An 18,812-nucleotide genomic window follows, 5' to 3' on the forward strand; every position below is an offset into this window, starting at 1 on the left:
GAAACCCTCGTCGTCCTCGCATCGGGCCACAGAAGGGGTGCCTCAGGTGCGCACCGTCGGAGTGGAGGAGGAGCTCCTCCTCGTCGACCCGGAGACGGGTGATCCGCGGCCGCTGTCCGCCGCGATCGTCGCCCGCGCCGCGCTGGACAACGCGGACGGGCGGGATGTGTTCGAGAAGGAACTGCACGAGCAGATGCTGGAGTACGCAACCGCTCCGCAGTCCGACATGGACGTTCTGGGCAGGGAGATCGTCCGCTGCCGCAAGGAGGCGGCACGGCACGCGGGTGAGATCGGCTGCGCGGTCGCGGCCATGGCCACCTCCCCGCTGCCGGTCCGGCCGAGCGTGGGCGCGCACCAGCGCTACCAGTGGATGGACGAGCAGTTCGGCATCGCCACCCGGGAACAGCTCGTCCTCGGCTGCCATGTCCATGTGGCGGTGGACTCCGACGAGGAGGGCGTCGCGGTCATCGACCGGATGCGGCCCTGGCTGTCGGTGATCTCGGCGCTGAGCTGCAATTCCCCGTTCTGGCAGGGCACGGACACCGGGTACGCCAGCTACCGCAGCCGGGTGTGGCAGCGCTGGCCGTCGGCGGGTCCGACCGAGGTGTTCGGGTCCCCGGAACGGTACCGCGAGGTCGTCACGAGCATGGTCGACACCGGGGTGATCCTGGACGAGGGGATGGTGTACTTCGACGCCCGGCTGTCGCGGAACTACCCGACGGTGGAGATCCGGGTGTCGGACATCTGTCTGCACGCCGACACGCCCGTGCTGATCGCCACCCTGGCGCGCGGGCTGGTGGAGACGGCGGCCCGGGACTGGCGGGCCGGTGTGCCGCCGGCCGCGCACGGCGTGAGCGTGCTGCGCCTGGCCGCCTGGCAGGCCGCCCGCGCCGGCCTCGACGACACCCTGCTGCACCCGGTGACCATGCGCAGCGCACCGGCGCCGGTCGTCGTGCGGGCGCTGCTGGACCATGTCGCGGACGCGCTGGAGGACACCGGCGACCTGGACGCCGCGCGGGCCCGCGTGGCCCATCTGCTGGCCCGCGGCAACGGCGCCCGCACGCAGCGCGAACTGCTGCGGCGCACCGGCAGCCTGCGGGAGGTCGTCACCGAGTGCGTGCGGCGCACCCAGGAGTAGGACCGCGCGCGGCGCCCCGGGGTGACCCGGGTCTTCCGGGTCGCCCGAACTCCAAGAGATCATCAGGGTCTTCGGCTTGTCGGATTCGGGCACGGTTCGCTCGTACCTCGGCTAGATTCGAGCACCGCCGATAACCCTGCTCGTCGGTGGCGTCACACCCCGTACACATCAGGAGCTGCGCATGCGCGACTTCGCCCTGGCTCCCTCCATCGCCGCGCCGCCGGTCGGCGGCCTCGCCGACAGTGTCTTCGAACGCGCCAGGCTCGAACCGACACTGCCGGTCCTGGCACGCCGTGTGCCGGGCTCCTCCGCGTGGACGGAGATCAGCGCGGTGGAGCTGCGGGACACGGTGGTGGACCTGGCCAAGGGCCTGGTCGCCTCCGGGATCTCGCCGGGCCACCGCGTGGCCGTCATGGCCCGCACCCGCTACGAGTGGACGGTGCTCAGCTACGCCCTGTGGGCGGTGGGCGCCGAAATCGTCCCGGTGTATCCGACGGCCTCCCGCGACCAGGTGGAGTGGATCCTCCGGGACGCCTCCTGTGTGGGCGTGGTGGTGGAGGACGAGCAGGCGGTGATGACCGTCGGCTCGGTGTGCGCCTCGCTGCCGATGCTGCGGCACGTGTGGCAGCTGGACGCGGGCGCGCTGGACGATCTGGTGGCGCGCGGCGAGGTGGTGCCGGTGACCACCGTCGACTCCCTGCGCCGGATCGTGCTGCCGGACTCCACGGCCGTGATCTCCTACACCTCCGGCTCCACCGGCCGCCCGCTCGGCTGCGCGCTGAGCCACCGGAACCTGGCCGCCCCGTGCGACACGCTGCTGGCGGGCTGGGGGCACCAGGTGGTGCCGCCGGGCGAGCAGGCGTCCGTCCTCGCCTTCCTGCCGTTCTCCCATGTGTACGGGCTGATGGTGCAGGGGCTGTGCATCCGTGGCGGGATCCTGATGGGCCACCAGGGCGACCCGGGCGGGGAGGCGCTCGGCGAGGCGCTGCGGTCCTTCCGGCCGACGTACTTCTGCGCGGTCCCGTCGGTGTACGAGCGGATCTACAAGGGCTTCCTGCGCGCCGCCCGGGAGTCGGGGCGCAGCGCGCTGTTCGAGCGGGCGGCGGGCACGGCGCGGGACTTCGCGCTGGCCTCGGAGCGGCACCGGCTCGGCGAGGGGCCGGGGCCCGGCTTCGATCTGCGGCTCCAGCACGCCCTGTACGAGCGCACGGTGTACCGCGGGCTGCGGGCGGCGCTGGGCGGCCGGGTGCGCCGCGCCTCGTCCGGCGGCACGCCGCTGCACCGGGAGCTGGCCCTGTTCTTCGAGGGCATCGGGATCTACCTGAACGACGGGTACGGGCTCACCGAGACCGCGGGCGGCGTCACCGCGCAGCCGCCGGGCCGGGAGAAGTCGGGGACGGTGGGCAAGGTGCTGCCCGGCATGGATCTGCGGGTGGCGGACGACGGGGAGATCCTGGTGCGCGGGCCGTCGGTGTTCCAGGGCTACATCAACGACGACGCGGCGACCCGGAACGCGCTGCGCGGCGGCTGGCTGGCCACCGGGGACCTCGGGGTGCTCGACTCCGACGGCTATCTGACGATCACGGGCCGGAAGAAGGACGTGATCATCACCAGCAACGGCAAGTCCGTCGCGCCGGCCGCACTGGAACAGCGGCTGCGGATGCACCCGCTGATCCACCAGGCGGTGGTCGTCGGCGACGGCCGCCCCTGTGTGGGGGCGCTGATCACCCTGGACCCGGACTTCCTGGCGTACTGGCGCGGCACGCTGGAGCCGCGCCCCGATCCGCGCAGCCGGGACGCCCGGGAGGAGAACGCGCTGCGCGAGGAGGTCGCCCGGGCCGTGGCCGCCGCCAACAGCACGGTGTCGCGGTCGGAGTCGATCCGGGTGTTCCGGGTGCTGCCGGAGCCGTTCGACGTCGCCAACGGGCTGCTGACGCCCTCGATGAAGCTGCGCCGGGACGCGATCGTGGAGCGCTACGCGCTGGAGATCGACGCCATGTACCAGGCGCGGCCGAAGACCCGGCGCGATCCGGCGCCGGACGAGCCCGCGGTGTGGGACGACTCCGACAACGTCTTCAGGGCAACGTGAGTAGACCGCGGCGAGCGGGGAAGCCGGACATCCTCAGAGGTTGGGGGGAGAGACGGACGACGACGCATTGGGTGCACAGGAGATCGCGGACCGTCTCGTCCGCTTCACCGGCGCGCTCGGGGACGTGACCGAGGCGCGGCTGGCGGCCGAGGCGTTTCTGCGGGACCTCACACGGGTCCTGCCCCCCGCCTCACCGGACCACTACGACGACATCCTGCTGGTGGTCACGGAACTGGCGGCGAACAGCGTGGAGTACGCGCCCGGCCCCTTCGAACTGCGGCTGCGCCGTGCCTTCGACGGGGTGCATGTGGTCCTGCGGGACACCAGCACCGAGGTGCCGGTGGCGCGGTCGTTCGATCCCGGGCGCGGGGGGCGGGGCATCGGCTGGTACCTGGTGCAGTCCCTCAGCCACCAGGTGGGGGTCTTCACCCATGAGCGCGGCAAGGACGTGCACGCGTTCCTGCCCTGGTGAGCCGGTGACCGATATCGGCGAACCGGGTGTGGGCGGGGTTGCCTTGGGGCAAGGTGGCCGGAACAGGCGTGTTGGCTCGAAATCGTCGTTCATCTGCCTGCCGCACCCGACTGGCGGAGCGGCCGGGGGCGCGGTGGGATCGAAGGGGTGCGAGGCAGCGACCCGGGGCAGGCGAGCGACGCCGAAGCAGACCGCCCGGAGCCGCAGAAGGGATGAACACCGTGACACGACCCAGGATCCTGGTGGTCGGCGCAGGCTTCGCCGGCGTGGGGTGCGTGCGCCGCCTGGAGCGCAGGCTCACCGCCGACGAGGCCGACGTCACCCTGGTGACGCCGTTCGCCTACCAGCTCTACCTCCCCCTGCTGCCCCAGGTCGCGTCCGGGGTGCTGACACCCCAGTCGATCGCCCTGTCCCTGCGCCGCAGCAAGCGGTACCGCACCCGGATCATCCCGGGCGGCGCCGTCGGCGTGGACCTCGACGCCAAGGTGTGTGTCATCCGCACGATCACCGACGAGATCGTCAACGAGCGCTACGACTACATCGTGCTGGCCCCCGGCAGCATCACCCGCACCTTCGACATCCCGGGCCTGACGGACCACGCGTACGGCATGAAGACCCTCGCCGAGGCCGCCTACATCCGTGACCACGTCATCTCCCAGCTCGACCTGGCCGACGCCAGTCACGACCCGGACGAGCGGGCGGCCCGGCTGCAGTTCGTGGTGGTCGGCGGCGGCTACGCGGGCACCGAGACCGCGGCCTGTCTGCAGCAGCTGACCCACAACGCCGTCAAGCGGTACCCGCGGATCGACCCGGCGCTGATCAAGTGGCACCTGATCGACATCGCGCCGAAGCTGATGCCGGAGCTGGGCGACAAGCTCGGCCAGGAGGCGCAGAAGATCCTGCGCCGGCGCGGCATCGAGATCTCGCTCGGAGTGTCCATCGCCAAGGCGGGCGCGGAGGAGGTCACCTTCACCGACGGCCGGGTGGTGCCCACCCGCACCCTGATCTGGACCGCCGGGGTCGTCGCCAGCCCGCTCATCGGCACGCTCGGCGAGGAGACGATCCGTGGACGGCTCGCGGTGACCCCGCAGCTGGCGTTGGCGGGACGCGACGGGGTGTTCGCGCTCGGCGACGCGGCGGCCGTACCGGACCTGGCCAAGCCCGGCGAGGACGCGGTCTGCCCGCCCACCGCGCAGCACGCGATGCGGCAGGCCAAGGTGGCCGCCGACAACGTCATCGCCTCGCTCCGGGGCGGGCCGCTGCGGCCGTACGAGCACAAGGACCTCGGTCTTGTCGTCGACCTCGGCGGCGCGGACGCGGTGTCCAAGCCGCTCGGGGTGGAGCTGCACGGACTGCCCGCCCAGCTCGTGGCACGCGGCTACCACTGGTCGGCGCTGCGCACCAACGTCGCCAAGACGCGGGTCCTGACGAACTGGATGCTCAACGCGATCGCGGGCGACGACTTCGTGCGCACCGGCTTCCAGGCGCGCAGGCCCGCCAAGCTGAAGGACTTCGAGTACACCGACGCGTATCTCACCCCCGAGCAGCTTCGCGAGCACATCACGGGCGCGGAGGGCCGGGGATAGGCACGGGTCCGGGTGGGCGCGGGCTCGCGGTGGGCGCGGCTGCGCGACCGGATCGCGGCATCGGATCCGGGGCTGCTGCGGCTGGCCTCGGGCCTGCGCACGGTGGCCTCGATCGTGCTCACCCTGGTCGTGCTCGTCCTGTTCGGGGCGTCGGTGCCGCATCTGGTCGCGGGTGCCATGGCGGCGATGGTCTCCAACTTCGCCGTACGGGAGCGGGAGCGGCGCGCCCAGGCCGTCACGCTCGCGCTGGGGCTGCCGGTGGCGCTCGCCTCGGTGTCGCTGGCCGCGCTGCTGCACTCCCATGTGGTCGCCGGTGACCTGTTCTTCGTCGCGCTGATCTTCCTGGCCGTCTACGCGCGCCGGTTCGGGGACCGCGGTACCGCGCTCGGGCTGTTCGGGTTCCAGCTGTACTTCGTGTCCCTGTTCGTCGGCGCCACGGTCGACGGCCTTGGGGTGCTGTGCGCGGTGGTCACCACGGCGGTGGTGTGCAGCGCCGTGGTGCGGTTCGCGTTGGTGCCGCAGACCCCGACGGGGGTGCTGGAGCGGCTGCGGGAGGCGTTCCGGGCCCGGTTCGCCCAGCTGGTGGCGGCCCAGCTGGAGCTGCTGGACGCGGGGCCGGAGGACGCGGACCGGGCGCTGGCGAACGTACGGGAGGGCAATGCGCGGCTGCACGAGACGGCGCTGCTGATCCAGGGGCGGCTGGAGGAGGGCACCGGCGACGAGCACACGGCCCGGCTGCTGCAGCGGCGGGTGGCGGACGCGGAGATCGCCGCCGAGCGGCTCGGGCTGCTCCTGCTGACCGCGCGCAGCGCCGAGCGGACGGACACGCTGACCCTGCACCTGCCCGGTGCGCCGGTGCCGGAGGCCGGGCGGCTGCCGGTGCGGGACGAGGGCGTGGAGGCGCTGCGGCGGGACCTGCGGGCGCTGCGGGTGCTCGTACGGCGCCCGGGCGGGACCGGGCTGGCCCAGGTGCGCAACCGGCTGCTGTCGTACCGCGAGGAGGAGAACCTGCCCGCTGCCGCGCCGCCCGTGCAGGACGTGTTCCGTGGAGTCGGGGAGGCCGCGCGGGCGGTACTCGGGCTGCGGATCGCTCTCGACGGGCCGCAGGACGAGTCGCACGACACGCCGTCCACGGCCCGCTCCCGGGAGGAGCTGGACGCCGAGGACGCGGCCATCGACGCGGCGGAGGAGACCCCGGTGGAGGAGCCGACGGGGCTGCGGCGGCCGACCACACGGGCCGCCGTGCAGGTGGCGGTGGGCTCGTCGATGGCCATCGTGGGCGGGGAGCTGCTGTCCAGTCACCGCTGGTACTGGGCGGTGCTGACGTGCTGGATCGTGTTCGTGAACACCTCCTCCACCGGCGAGATCCTGGTCAAGGGCTACCGGCGGCTGCTGGGCACGGTGTTCGGGGTGGTCGCGGGCATCGTGCTGGCGGGTGCGGTCGGGCACCACACCGCGACGGCGTTCGCGCTGGTGCTGCTGTTCGTGTTCCTGATGTTCTACGTGGCGCCCCTGTCGTACACGCTGATGTCGTTCTTCGTCACGGCCGCGCTGGGGCTGTTGTACACGCTGCTGCACACCTACAGCCTGTCGGTGCTGGTGCTGCGGATCGGGGAGACGGCGCTGGGGGCGGCCTGCGGGGTGTTCGCGGCGGCGGTGGTGCTGCCGGTGGCGACGGACCGGCGGACCAACGACCTGCTGGTGGATGTGCTGGACCGGCTGCGCGAGGTGACGACCACGGCGGTGGACCAGCTCAGCGGCGGCCCGCCGGTGGAGCTGCTGGACCAGGCCCGCGAGCTGGACCAGGCACTGGCGGATCTGCGGGCGGCGATCCAGCCCCTGACCCACCCGGTGACCCCGCTGCGGGCCCGCCGCGACACGGCCCGCTATGTGGTGGCCCTGCTGGAGACGTCGGCCTACCACGCCCGCTCCCTGGCGGCGACCGCCGAACTGCTGCCCACCCACCCGTCGATCGCCGCCGACCCCCGGCTGCGCGGCGCCGGGCGCCGGATCGCCACGAACATCGAGGCCATCGCCGCCCACCTCACCGACCACCGGGCCAAGGCCCGCGTCCGGACCGGCCCGAGCATCGCCTCCCTGCTGGAACCCCAGCTCCCGGGCAGCCCCCGCTACGGCAGGGTGACGGACCGGGTGCTGCGGCATCTGCAGCGGCTGGACGAGTCGGTGATGGGGCTGGCGCGGCCGCTGGGGGTGCCGGTGGGCAAGGAGGAGGCGCGGGCCGGGTAGCCCGGGGCGGCGCGCCGTGGCTCAGAAGTCCGTGGGCAGGCCGCTCGCCGCCGCGATGCCGCGCAGCACCTCGTCGTCGTGCCGGCGTTCCTGGAGGTAGGTCGCGATCTCGCCCAGGCGGACCGGGTCCGCGGCGGTGGCGGCGTCGGTGACCAGGCGGACCGAACCGGTGTCGCCGAGGTCGATCTCGACCACCTCGTTGTCGAGGCGGCCGGTGACCGCGGCGGCGATGACCAGGGCGGCCTCGTCGCGTATCTCCTGGGGCAGTGCCTCGGCGCCCTCGCCCTCCAGGGCGATCTCGGAGGGTGGCAGGCGCCGTTCCTCGATGGCGCGCAGGACCGGCTCGACCACGTCGAGCAGGCGCAGGAATTCCTCGGTGTCCATCCGCGAACGCAGCAGGCCGAGATAGATGTCCACGGGCCGGCCGTCTGGCGGAAGCTCGTAGTCGCTCATGGGCACCGCGTTCCCCGTACGCGGCGTCTCAGACACGCCGCCGGGCAGCGAGGACGAAGGAGAACACACCGAACAGCACCAGTCCGAGGGCGACGGCGGCCAGCAGCCAGGGGCCGAGGGCGGTGTCGGCGAAGGTGCGCAAGGTGTCGTCGAGTCCCTTGGCCTCGTCGGGCTCGTGCTCGACCGCCGCGCGCAGGGCGAACGTGCCGATCGCGGCGAAGACCAGGCCGCGGGTCACTCCCCCGCCGATGCCCGTCACGTCCGCCAGCCGGCGTCCGGCCGGGGACATCTCGCCCGTCTTGAGTGTCTCGCGGTACGTCCGGCGCACCGCCTGGACGCCGATCCACACGCCCGCGACGACGATCACCACGCCGCCCAGGGCGACGAGCCAGCGTCCGGCGGGCAGGTCGAGGGCGGTGGCGGTGATGTCGCGGGACTGTTCGTCGCCGGAGCCGCCGCCGTCGCCGCTCACCGTGAAGCGCAGCACGGAGTACGCCACGAAGGAGTAGAACAGGCACCTGCCCAGGGCGAGCAGCCGCATGTGGGGCTTGCGTCCGTCCGGGCCGGCGCCGCCGAAGACGGCCTCCAAGAGCCGCCACAGGGCCATGCCGACGAGGCCGATGCCGAGGGCCCACAGCAGGACGGCGCCGAACGGCTGGTCCGCGAGCGTGGCCAGGGCGCCCTGCTGGTCCGCCTCGGCGTCCCGCCGCCCGAAGGCGACCTGGAGGGCGAGCAGGCCCACCAGCAGGTAGATCACTCCTTGTGCGGCCAGTCCGGCCCGTGCGGCGGCCTCGGTGGCCGGCGCGGCCACCTTCGGCTGGGCCGGTGTGCGGCCCGGCCCCGCCATGATGCTCAGGTTCATCTCGACCTCCCGGACACCGGATGCCCAGGTTCGGGCCGCTCTCACCTGGCGGATCGGGGCGGCTTTCAGCGGCGCCCGTTCCTCCGCCCCAGCGCGTGCAGGTGTTCCAGGGCGTCCACGACCACCGTGCGCTGGTGCCAGGCGAGCCAGCGGCCCGCCTCGGCGCCGACCACGTCCAGGGCCTTGGTCTCTGCGGCGGTCAGGGGCTCGATCCGGTGGTCGAGGTGGCCGGAGACCATCCCCACGCACAGGCCGCCCGCGGTGGTCAGCGGCACGCTGTGGCAGGACACACTGCCCTCGGCGAGGACCATCTCCCGGGCCCGGTCGGTGAAGAGCGGGTCGGTCCCCACGTCCCGGACGGTGATCTGGGCGACGTTCACGGCGGCCTGCCCGCAGGAGGTGCCCACGGCGCCGACGTGCGCGAAGAAGTCCACGAACTCCTCACTGAGCCCGGTGTGCTGCTCCAGGCGCAGTCCGCCCCGTGCGCGGTCGGCGATCTGCACGTTGCCCATCGGGGTCTGCAGCACCGAGAGCGTCTGGCTCAGTACGGCCCGCAGGACCGCGCCGCGGGTGCCGGTGCCGGTGGCGCGGGCGGTGGGGAAGGTCAGGGCCGGTTCGGTGGTGCGGGTGCGGCGAGGGAACCACAGGCCCGCGCGCTCGTCGGGCCGGGGCAGGGTCACCAGCGCTTCGGCCAGGGTGTGCATACGGACATTGCGCTGCTGGGAGGCCCGGCGGATGAGCGCGAAGGCGCTGTCCGCGTCGGGCAGGGCGTAGCGCTCCTGGACGATGCCCTGGGCGTGGGCGATCAGCGGGTGGGTCAGCGCGCGGGCGCGCAGATCGCGCACCTCGGCCCGCAGCCGTTCCAGTTCGTCGTGCTCGGACGCATGATCGGACGCATGATCGGGTTCTGTCATCGGACTCCTCGGATGGACGGGAACTGTGCCGAGTACCCCCGTCCGCGCGGTTCACACCCGAGGCGGGTCAGTCGAGGGGGACCAGCGCGCTGATCCGCTTGCCGCCCGCGGGCAGCACCGCGACCTCGACGTCGGTGGCGAGGCGGCACACGATGGGCCAGCCGTGGCCGCCGAAACGGTGGTGCACGCGGTGGTCGCCGGGTGCGGTGGTCATCGGCAGCCGTTCGCTGCGGTCGCTGACCGTGACGCGGACCCCGGGTTCGACCAGGTCCACGCGGAAGTCGGTGATCCCGCCGCCGTGCAGGATCGCGTTGGTGGTGAGTTCCGAGGCGACGAGCAGCGCGTCCTGGACGGCCTGGGCGTCGCAGGGGGTGCCGGTGGCCCTGCAGTGCTCGGCGACCGCGCAGGCGACGGCCCTGCGTGCCTCGGCGGGGGCGTGTACGGGTGGTGTCAGGTGTTCCCCGCGCATCATCGGACTCCGTGTAGGGGTGGATCGTTCGCGACGTTCCGGGCGCCACGGGTCTCTCCCTTGTCTGGTGGCCCTCGAACGGCCGGTCAAACCTTCCGGCGCCGCCGAGCCTGCGCGAACCGGCCGCGATGGGGTACGCGGAACCCATGACGGAAGTCGTGGACTCGGACGAACTGCTCCGCCGTATGCAGCGTGCCCGCGCCTGGGCCCGGCAGGAGGAGCGGACCTGGCGGACCCGGAGCTTCGGCCTGCGCTCCAGCGACCCGGACGGCTCCCGCGAGGCCGCCGTACGGATGCTCGCGTACGAGGTGGTGCTCGGGGTGCTGGACGAGATTCTGACGCCGGGAACGCATACCGAGGAGCCGTGAGCGGACGGCCGGATTCGACGCCCTCAGGCCGGGAACCCGGCGGGCATGAACGACGACCACGCACGGGCGCCGGTGCTGGAGGCGTTGACGGAGTACCACCGCCGGGGGCGGACGGCGTTCTCGCCGCCGGGCCACAAGCAGGCGCGCGGCGCGGACCGCGCCGTACGGGAGGTGCTGGGGGACGCGGTGTTCCTCGGGGACGTGCTGGCGTCGGGCGGTCTCGACGACCGGCTCACCCGGGGCCGGGTGCTGCAGCGGGCCGAGGAGCTGATGGCGGACGTGGTCCACGCCGACCACACCTTCTTCACCACCTGCGGCTCCTCCCTGTCCGTCAAGGCGGCGATGCTGTCGGTGGCCGGACCGCACGAGCAGTTGCTGATCGGGCGGGACGCCCACAAGTCCGTGGTGTCGGGGCTGATCCTGGCCGGGATCGAGCCGGTGTGGGTGGAGCCGTGCTGGGACGCCGAGCGGCATCTGGCGCATCCGCCGGCCCCGGCGGACTTCGAGCGGGCCTTCGAGGCGCATCCCGGCGCCAAGGGCGCCCTGGTCACCAGCCCGACGCCGTACGGCACCTGCGCGGACCTGCGGGCCCTGGCCGAGGTCTGCCACCGGCGGGGGCTGCCGCTGGTGGTGGACGAGGCATGGGGCGCGCACCTGCCGTTCCACCCGGATCTGCCCTCGTGGGCGATGGACGCGGGCGCGGACATCTGCGTGACCAGCGTGCACAAGATGGGCAGCGGGCTGGAACAGGGTTCCGTCTTCCATCTCCAGGGTGATCTGGTGCCGCCGCAGGTGCTGAAGACGCGCGCGGACCTGCTGGGCAGCACCAGTCCCTCGGTGCTGATCTACGCCGGCCTGGACGGCTGGCGGCGGCAGATGGCGCTGCACGGCAAGGAGTTGATGGGTGGGGCGCTGGAACTCACGGCCCGGCTGCGGGAGTCGGTGGAGCGGCTGGACGGCATGCACGTGAACGGCTGGGACGACTTCTGCGGCCCCGGGCTCGCCCACGATCTCGATCCGCTGATCGTGATGATCGAGGTGGACGGGCTCGGCATCTCCGGGTACCGGGCGGCGGACTGGCTGCGGCAGTACCGGGAGATCGACGTGCACCTCAGCGACCACCGGCGGCTCGGCGTACAGATCACCCACGGGGACGACGAGGAGACCACCGGCGAACTGCTCGCCGCGCTGACCGACTTGGCGGCGGCCGCCCCCGGACTGCGCCCGGTCCCCGGGGTCGTGGTGCCCGGACCCGGCCAACTCCGGCTGGAACAGGTGCGGATGCCGCGGGACGCGTTCTTCGGACCGGCCGAGGACGTACCGGCGGACGAGGCGGCCGGGCGGATCGCGGCCGAGATGATCACGCCGTATCCGCCGGGCATCCCGGTCGTCCTGCCCGGGGAACGGCTCACCGAGCCGGTACTGCGGTATCTGTTCAGCGGCCGGGACGCGGGCATGAATCTTCCGGATCCGAGCGATCCGCATCTGGCCACGATCCGGGTGACGGCGGCCGAGGCGGACCCCGCGGAGTGAATCAGGTCACTTGACCCGGTGGCGATTTCTCACCAGCACCAAAAATGGTTTACGGTTCATACAACGTGGTCGCGGGGTTGACGCAACCGTCCCCCGTACCCCGCATACGGCCCTGGCTGGCTTCCCCCGTCCAGCCAGGGCTTTTACATGCTCCGGCAAGTCTCCACCGGTTCTGTGGTCCGCCGAGGTGCCCTACCCGCCGGCAACGGCTGAAATGGGCGTAGGGAAAGCCCCGGAACCCCGACGCCGGCGAGGAGCCCCGTGTCATGACCAAAGCGACGAAACTGCTGCCCGCCCTTCCCCCGCCGCAGCGCGAGCGGCTCATGGCTCTGGCAAGGGAGGTCTCCTTCCCGGAGGACGCCCGGATCTTCGAGGCGGGCGCTGTCGCCGACCGCTTCTGGGTGATCCGCTCCGGCGCCGTCTCCCTCGACCAGAAAGTCACCTCCCTGCAGCGGGTCACCGTGGCCACGCTCGGCGCCGGGGACCTGCTCGGCTGGTCCTGGCTGTTCCCGCCGTACGCGTGGGACTTCGGCGCGGAGGCGTTCAGCCCGGTGCGGGCCTACGAGTTCGACGCGGCGGCCGTACGGCGGCTGTGCGACGAGGACCAGCACCTCGGGATGATCCTGCTGCGCCAGGTCGCCGAGATCCTCGCGTACCGGCTGGAGGCCACCCGGGGCAAGCTGCTGGAGCAGTACGGCAGGCACCGGCACACCGCCCTGTAGGTCACGTCAGACGCGGTAGCGGCGCAACGCGGGGACCGTGACGGCGAGGGCGAGCATGGCCGCCACGACCAGCAGACCGCCGCCCGCGACCGCCTGCCGGGCCCCGAAGGCGGAGCCCGCCGTGCCGTGCAGCACGTCGGCCAGCCGGGGCCCGCCCGCGACGACGACCGTGAACACGCCCTGCATCCGGCCGCGCATCTCGTCGGTGGCGGCGGACAGCAGGATGGCGCCGCGGAACACCATGGACACCATGTCGGCCACCCCGGCCACGATCAGGAACGCCACCGCCAACCAGAGGCTGCGGCTCAGCCCGAACCCGGTGATGGCCAGGCCCCAGGCGACGACTGCGCCGATCACCATCCAGCCGTGCCGCCGGGCCCGGGAGAAGGTGCCGGAGAACAGCCCGCCGAGCACCGCCCCGACCGGGATCGCCGCGAACAGCAGGCCGAGCGCGAGGCCCTCGCCGTAGGAGCCGTAGGTCTCGGCGGCGAGCTGCGGGAACAGGGCGCGGGGCATGCCGAGGACCATGGCGATGACATCGGCGAGGAAGGACAGCAGCAGCACCTTGTGCAGGGCGATGTAGCGGAACCCGGCGCCGATCTCCCGCACGCCCGCCCGGCGCTTGGTCTCCCCCAGCGGCGGCAGCGCGGGCAGCCGGTGCACCGCCCACACCGTGACGCACAGCGCGAGGGCGTCGAGGAGATACAGCTCCGGCAGGCCGATGACCGGGATGAGGGCACCGGCCAGCAGCGGGCCGGCGACCAGGCCGGTCTGCATGACGGTCGAGCCGAGGGCGTTCGCGGCGGCGAGCTCGTCCGGCGGGACGAGGCGGGCGATGGAGGCGTTGCGGGCCGGGGAGTTCAGTCCGAAGAACGCCTGCTGGGCGGCGAGCAGGAGCATCAGGACCGGCACCGAGTCCAGGCCCGAGACCGCCTGGAGCCAGAACAGCACCGAGGTGGCGGCGATGCCGGAGTTGGTGATCAGCAGCAGCTTGCGCCGGTCCATGCTGTCGGCGACCGCCCCGCCCCACAGGGCGAAGACCACCAGCGGCAGCAGTCCGGCGAGGCTGGCGTAGCCGACCCAGGCGGAGGAGCCGGTGATGTCGTAGATCTGCTTGGGCACGGCGACGGCGGTGAGCTGGCTGCCGATCGCGGTGACGATCGTCGAGGACCACAGTCGCCGGTAGGCGGGGCGGCGCAGCGGGCGGGTGTCCATGGTCCAGCGGCGCGGGCCGCGCCGGGCCCGGGCGGGCGGTGTCTGCTGTTCTTCGGTGTCCACGGACGTCCTGGTCGCTCGTCGCAGTGCTGGTTGCCCAGTACATCTTTTCCGGACCAGGATTCACCATGGCACCGCCCGCCGGGAGTTCGGGGTCGGCTCAGCTGCCGGCGATCAGCGTCACCCCGAGCACGAGCATGGTGGCGGCGACCAGGCCGTCCAGGATCCGCCAGGCGACGGGGCGGGCCAGGTACGGGCTCAGCAGCCGGGCGCCGAAGCCGAGCGCGGCGAACCAGCACAGGCTGGCGACGGCGGCGCCGAGCCCGAAGGTCCAGCGCAGGTCGCCCCGGTCGGCGGCGATGGAGCCGAGCAGGAAGACGGTGTCGAGGTAGACGTGCGGGTTGAGCCAGGTCAGGGCGAGGCAGGTGAGGACCGCCCGGCGCAGTGAGCCCGCCGCCTCCCCGTCCGCCCTCAGCGCGCCCTCGGGACGGAACACGCGCCGGGCCGCCATCAGGCCGTAGGCGATCAGGAACGCGCCGCCGACCCAGCCGACCACGGTCAGCACCTCGGGCCAGGCCACGACCACCGCCCCGACCCCGCCGACCCCGAGTGCGATCAGGACGACGTCGGACAGGGCGCAGATGCCGACGACGGCGAGGACCGCGTCGCGGCGGATCCCCTGGCGCAGGACGAAGGCGTTCTGGGCGCCGATGGCGACGATGAGCGAGAGACCGGTGCCGAATCCGGCGGCGGCCGTGGCGAGTGCGGTGGACATGGTGTCGACGGTAGGGACGCCGGGATCATGTGTACAGCTAAAGATTCTTACGTACCATTAGCGCTCGTGATGGTTTCGGAGCTTCCGCTGGACCAGGTGCGGACCCTGCTCGCGGTGGTGGACGAGGGGACGTTCGACGCGGCGGCGGCCGCCCTGCATGTGACGCCGTCGGCGGTCAGCCAGCGGGTCAAGGCGCTCGAACAGCGCACCGGGCGCGTGCTGCTGGTGCGCTCCAAGCCGGTGCGGCCCACCGAGTCCGGCGCGGTCGTGGTGCGGTTCGCCCGGCAGCTCGCCCGGCTGGAGCGGGACGCGCGCGCCGAGCTGGGCATGGGCGGCGCCGAGGAGGAGACGACGCGGGTGTCGATCGCGGTGAACGCCGACTCGCTGGCGACCTGGTTCCTGGACGCCCTCACCGCCGTACCGGCCGAGCCCCGGCTCTGCTTCGAGCTGAGCCGGGAGGACGAGGCCCACACGGCGGCGCTGCTCAGGGAAGGGCTGGTGATGGCGGCGGTGACCTCCGCGTCCGAGCCGGTGGCGGGGTGCTCGGTACGGCCGCTGGGGAAGATGCGGTACCTGGCTGCCGCGAGCCCGGACTTCGCCGAGCGGTTCCTCGACGGGCCGTTGCCCGAGGCGCTGCCGAGGGCGCCGGTGGTGACCTTCGACCGCAGCGACGAACTCCAGGACCGGTTCCTGCGGCGGCTGCGCCCCGACGGGGGCGTTCCGGCGCGGCCGCGGCACCAGATCCCCACCTCGGAGGGGTTCCTGGCCGCCGTCCGGGCCGGTCTCGGCTGGGGCATGGCACCGGAGATCCAGGCCGGGGAACTGCTGCGTACCGGGCGCCTGGTCTCCCTCGCCCCGGACCGGCCCCTGGACGTCCCGCTGTACTGGCAGCAGTGGAAGCTGGACTCCCCCGCGCTGGCCGCGGTGGCGGACGCGGTGGCGCGGACGGCGGAGCGGGCGCTCCGCACCTGACCAAGGGGCTCAGTCCCAGACCGCGCCGTCGTGCGGGAGGGCGGCGAAGTGGTCGGGGTCGTGGGACAGGAAGACGCGCACGCCCGCCCGTGCCAGGGCCCGCAGCCGGCCATAGGTGAGCAGCTTCTCCTGGACGTTCCAGTCGCTGGTCATCGGGACGTTCGAGTCCAGCGCTTCCTGCAGGTGCGCGGCGTCGCCGAGGAAGGCGACCCGGCCCTGGTGGTCGAGGTCAAGGACGATGCCCTGGTGGCCGGGGGTGTGGCCGCTGGTGCGGAACACGCGCACGGAGCCGTCGAGGAACAGGTCGGTGTCACCGTCGAGTTCGAGGAAGTCGAAGCCGCGTGTGTCCCGGATGTCGTTGAAGGCGTATCCGCGGGCCGTCCAGCGGTCGGGCCACCAGGCATGGCGCAGCTCGTCGTGCTGAACCACGTGCACGGCGTCCGGGAAGTAGCCCATGCCGCCCGCGTGGTCGAGGTGGAGATGGGAGTAGATCACGTAGGCGACGTCGGACGTGCGGTGGCCGAGGCGCTCCAGCTGGGCATCGATGGCGTGCCCCCGGGTGAAGCCCTGGGCGCCGTACGCCTCGCGCAGGCCGGGGCCCCAGTGGGTCTTCGCGGTCTCGGGGTCGGCCACCAGGTGGTTGATGCCGGTGTCGAAGAGGATCAGCCCGTAAGCGGCGTGCTCGATGACGGCCACCGTCGAGGGGATGGTGATCGTGCCGGTCGCCCCGTACATGAGGTCGCCCTTCGGCATGGTGAAGGGTCCCGCGTCCACGGCCGTCACTGTCAATTTCGCAGCCACGAGCACCACCGTCCCCGTACCGCCCTCCAAGCCCATGGCACCACGCGTGGGGTGGGTTCGCCTCCCGCGGCTACCCGCCGAGGGCCCTCAGCCGGGCCTCGGCGCTGTCCAGCAGCATCTCCAGGGCCGTCGGGTAGGCGCTGGTCACCATGCGGGTCGCCAGCAGGGGCGCGGCCTCGGCGATCCGCGGGTGGGTGGTGCGGGGCAGCCGGGCGTACGTCGAGCGCCACATCTCCTCGTCGGCGCGCTGCGAGGCGCTGGGCAGGGTCAGGGAGGCGGCGTCCAGGGCGGCGAAGGCCAGCGTCTGGTCGATGAAGGCGTGGTAGATCCGGACCGTCTCCGGCAGCGGGAAGCCGGCGGTGCGCAGGACGTCCAGGACGGCCTCGTCGGCGGCCAGTTCGTTGGCGCGGCCGGTGACGCGGTTGGTGGTGAGCAGGGCGGCCTGCGGGTGGGAGACGTAGGCGGCGTGGATGCGCAGGCCCACTTCCTTGAGGTCGGCCCGCCACTCCCCCGTGCGCCGCCAGCCCTTGAGCGCCTGGCCGATCAGCGCGTCGCCGATGGCGAGGGTGAGGTCGTCCATGCCGCGGAAGTAGCGGTACAGGGTGCTCGGGTCGGCGTCCAGGGCCAGGCCCAGGCGGCGGGCCGTGAGCCCGGCGCTGCCGTGCTCGCGCAGCAGGCGCAGCGCGGTCTCCACGATCAGTGCCTCGGACAGCACGGTGCCGCTCTTGGTCGGGCGGCGTCGGCGCCTCTTCTCCTCGGGGACCACCGGTTTGGGCATGCCCGCTCCCTCTCACCCGTTCGGCTTATGCCAACGCCATTGACCTTAACCGAGGCGCGGGCGTTGTATCTCTCCCAGGGGCCCCTCGTTCCGCCACCTCCAGCAGGGAGTTCTCGATCATGCGTGTACTGCTCGTGGGCGCCGGCGGTGTCGGCACCGCCGTCACCCGTATCGCCGCCCGCCGTCCGTTCTTCGAGGCGATGGTGGTCGCCGACTACGACCCGAAGCGGGCCGAGGCGGCCGTCGCCCACGTCGGCGACCCCCGTTTCGTCGCCGAGCGTGTCGACGCGAGCGACGAGGCGGGCGTGACCGCACTGCTGCGCCGCCACTCCTGCGACGTGCTGCTCAACGCCACCGACCCGCGCTTCGTGATGCCGCTGTTCCGGGCGGCGCGGGCGGCCGGTGCCACCTATCTCGACATGGCGATGTCGCTGTCGCGCCCGCACCCCGAGCGCCCGTACGCGGAGTGCGGGGTCAAGCTCGGCGACGAGCAGTTCGCCGAGGCCGACGACTGGGCGAAGGAGGGCACCCTCGCCCTGGTCGGCATCGGCGTGGAGCCGGGCCTGTCAGACGTCTTCGCCCGGTACGCGGCCGACGAGCTCTTCGACGAGATCGAGGAGATCGGCGTCCGCGACGGCGCGAACCTCACCGTCGACGGCTACGACTTCGCGCCCTCCTTCAGCATCTGGACCACGATCGAGGAGTGCCTGAACCCGCCGGTCGTCTACGAGGCCGACCGGGGCTGGTTCACCACCGAACCCTTCAGCGAGCCCGAGGTGTTCGACTTCCCCGAGGGCATCGGCCCGGTGGAGTGCGTGAACGTCGAGCACGAGGAGGTGCTGCTGGTGCCGCGCTGGGTCGACGCGCGCCGCGTCACCTTCAAGTACGGCCTGGGCGAGGAGTTCATCAGCACGCTCAAGACGCTCCACCTGCTGGGCCTGGACCGCACCGAGCCGGTGACCGTACCGGGCCCGGACGGCCCGGTGAAGGTCTCGCCGCGGGACGTGGTCGCGGCCTGTCTGCCCGACCCGGCGACGCTGGGCGACCGGATGCGCGGCAAGACCTGCGCGGGCACCTGGGTGCGGGGCACGAAGGACGGGGCGCCGCGCGAGGTGTACCTGTACCACGTCGTCGACAACGAGTGGTCGATGGCCGAGTACGGCAGCCAGGCCGTGGTGTGGCAGACGGCCGTGAACCCGGTCGTCGCGCTCGAACTCCTCGCCACCGGCGCCTGGTCGGGCTCCGGGGTGCTCGGCCCGGAGGCGTTCCCGGCCCGCCCGTTCCTGGATCTGCTGACCGAGTACGGCACCCCGTGGGGCCTGCGCGAGCAGTGACCGGAGGGGCGGCCCGGCACCAGCGGTTTCACTCCCGTACCGGCAGATGACCCGAAGTCACGTATCGACACGTACCCCGAAAGG

18 protein-coding genes are annotated in these 18,812 nt (G+C 72.7%); 10 read left to right on the forward strand and 8 right to left on the reverse strand.

The window, feature by feature from the left end; genetic code table 11:
* Positions 1-46 precede the first annotated feature (46 nt).
* The 5 genes from ACZ7L7_RS30780 (at position 47) to ACZ7L7_RS30800 (ending at position 7,532) form a co-directional block, all read left to right on the forward strand.
* Positions 47-1,138 (forward strand): glutamate--cysteine ligase 2, encoded by a 1,092-nt coding sequence (locus tag ACZ7L7_RS30780; protein ID WP_285514103.1) that lies wholly within the window; start codon positions 47-49, stop codon positions 1,136-1,138.
* Positions 1,139-1,319: 181 nt separating this feature from the next.
* Positions 1,320-3,227 (forward strand): AMP-dependent synthetase/ligase, encoded by a 1,908-nt coding sequence (locus ACZ7L7_RS30785; protein WP_285514104.1) that lies wholly within the window; start codon positions 1,320-1,322, stop codon positions 3,225-3,227.
* 67 nt (positions 3,228-3,294) lie between these two features.
* Entirely contained in the window at positions 3,295-3,699 is a 405-nt protein-coding gene (locus ACZ7L7_RS30790; RefSeq protein WP_285514105.1) for an ATP-binding protein, read from the forward strand.
* 212 nt (positions 3,700-3,911) lie between these two features.
* On the forward strand, positions 3,912-5,285 hold the full coding sequence (locus tag ACZ7L7_RS30795; RefSeq protein ID WP_285514106.1) for an NAD(P)/FAD-dependent oxidoreductase: 1,374 nt from the start codon (positions 3,912-3,914) through the stop codon (positions 5,283-5,285).
* A 39-nt stretch (positions 5,286-5,324) separates the two neighbouring features.
* Positions 5,325-7,532: an FUSC family protein gene (locus ACZ7L7_RS30800; RefSeq protein ID WP_472077710.1), complete on the forward strand. Its 2,208-nt coding sequence runs from the start codon at positions 5,325-5,327 to the stop codon at positions 7,530-7,532.
* Positions 7,533-7,553: 21 nt separating this feature from the next.
* Here the strand turns inward: ACZ7L7_RS30800 and ACZ7L7_RS30805 are convergent, their stop codons facing one another.
* The 4 genes from ACZ7L7_RS30805 to ACZ7L7_RS30820 all read right to left on the reverse strand — a co-directional run bounded on the left by ACZ7L7_RS30805 (position 7,554) and on the right by ACZ7L7_RS30820 (position 10,230).
* Complete coding sequence (locus ACZ7L7_RS30805; RefSeq protein ID WP_472077696.1) at positions 7,554-7,985, reverse strand: hypothetical protein; 432 nt, start codon at positions 7,983-7,985, stop codon at positions 7,554-7,556.
* A 28-nt stretch (positions 7,986-8,013) separates the two neighbouring features.
* Positions 8,014-8,847 (reverse strand): DUF1206 domain-containing protein, encoded by an 834-nt coding sequence (locus tag ACZ7L7_RS30810; protein ID WP_472077697.1) that lies wholly within the window; start codon positions 8,845-8,847, stop codon positions 8,014-8,016.
* Positions 8,848-8,912: 65 nt separating this feature from the next.
* Entirely contained in the window at positions 8,913-9,761 is an 849-nt protein-coding gene (locus tag ACZ7L7_RS30815; RefSeq protein WP_471431736.1) for an ANTAR domain-containing protein, read from the reverse strand.
* 67 nt (positions 9,762-9,828) lie between these two features.
* Positions 9,829-10,230 (reverse strand): ATP-binding protein, encoded by a 402-nt coding sequence (locus ACZ7L7_RS30820; RefSeq protein WP_285514109.1) that lies wholly within the window; start codon positions 10,228-10,230, stop codon positions 9,829-9,831.
* 146 nt (positions 10,231-10,376) lie between these two features.
* On the opposite strand from ACZ7L7_RS30820, the gene ACZ7L7_RS30825 reads away from it, so the two are divergent.
* The 3 genes from ACZ7L7_RS30825 (at position 10,377) to ACZ7L7_RS30835 (ending at position 12,853) form a co-directional block, all read left to right on the forward strand.
* Positions 10,377-10,598 carry a hypothetical protein gene (locus ACZ7L7_RS30825; protein WP_285514110.1) on the forward strand — a complete coding sequence of 74 codons (222 nt, stop codon included), beginning with the start codon at positions 10,377-10,379 and terminating at the stop codon, positions 10,596-10,598.
* A gap of 45 nt (positions 10,599-10,643) precedes the next feature.
* Entirely contained in the window at positions 10,644-12,131 is a 1,488-nt protein-coding gene (locus ACZ7L7_RS30830) for an aminotransferase class I/II-fold pyridoxal phosphate-dependent enzyme (protein WP_285514111.1), read from the forward strand.
* A 266-nt stretch (positions 12,132-12,397) separates the two neighbouring features.
* Positions 12,398-12,853, forward strand: coding sequence for a cyclic nucleotide-binding domain-containing protein (locus ACZ7L7_RS30835; protein ID WP_453603155.1), 456 nt, complete (start codon positions 12,398-12,400; stop codon positions 12,851-12,853).
* Between the two features lie 6 nt (positions 12,854-12,859).
* On the opposite strand, the gene ACZ7L7_RS30840 is transcribed toward ACZ7L7_RS30835, so the two are convergent.
* Positions 12,860-14,131 carry an MFS transporter gene (locus ACZ7L7_RS30840; protein WP_285514113.1) on the reverse strand — a complete coding sequence of 424 codons (1,272 nt, stop codon included), beginning with the start codon at positions 14,129-14,131 and terminating at the stop codon, positions 12,860-12,862.
* Positions 14,132-14,228: 97 nt separating this feature from the next.
* Entirely contained in the window at positions 14,229-14,843 is a 615-nt protein-coding gene (locus tag ACZ7L7_RS30845) for a LysE/ArgO family amino acid transporter (RefSeq protein ID WP_285514114.1), read from the reverse strand.
* 69 nt (positions 14,844-14,912) lie between these two features.
* On the opposite strand from ACZ7L7_RS30845, the gene ACZ7L7_RS30850 reads away from it, so the two are divergent.
* Complete coding sequence (locus ACZ7L7_RS30850) at positions 14,913-15,815, forward strand: LysR family transcriptional regulator ArgP (protein WP_453603227.1); 903 nt, start codon at positions 14,913-14,915, stop codon at positions 15,813-15,815.
* A 9-nt stretch (positions 15,816-15,824) separates the two neighbouring features.
* On the opposite strand, the gene ACZ7L7_RS30855 is transcribed toward ACZ7L7_RS30850, so the two are convergent.
* Positions 15,825-16,589, reverse strand: coding sequence for an N-acyl homoserine lactonase family protein (locus tag ACZ7L7_RS30855; protein WP_285514115.1), 765 nt, complete (start codon positions 16,587-16,589; stop codon positions 15,825-15,827).
* Positions 16,590-16,686: 97 nt separating this feature from the next.
* The gene (locus tag ACZ7L7_RS30860; protein ID WP_285514116.1) at positions 16,687-17,394 is read right to left on the reverse strand and encodes a TetR/AcrR family transcriptional regulator; all 708 of its coding nucleotides are present in this window, start codon (positions 17,392-17,394) and stop codon (positions 16,687-16,689) included.
* A 119-nt stretch (positions 17,395-17,513) separates the two neighbouring features.
* Here ACZ7L7_RS30860 and ACZ7L7_RS30865 point away from each other — a divergent pair, with 119 nt between their 5' ends.
* Positions 17,514-18,728, forward strand: coding sequence for a saccharopine dehydrogenase family protein (locus tag ACZ7L7_RS30865; protein ID WP_285514117.1), 1,215 nt, complete (start codon positions 17,514-17,516; stop codon positions 18,726-18,728).
* The last annotated feature ends 84 nt before the right edge of the window (positions 18,729-18,812 follow it).

This window comes from Streptomyces sp. NPDC110618 (genome assembly GCF_055657065.1).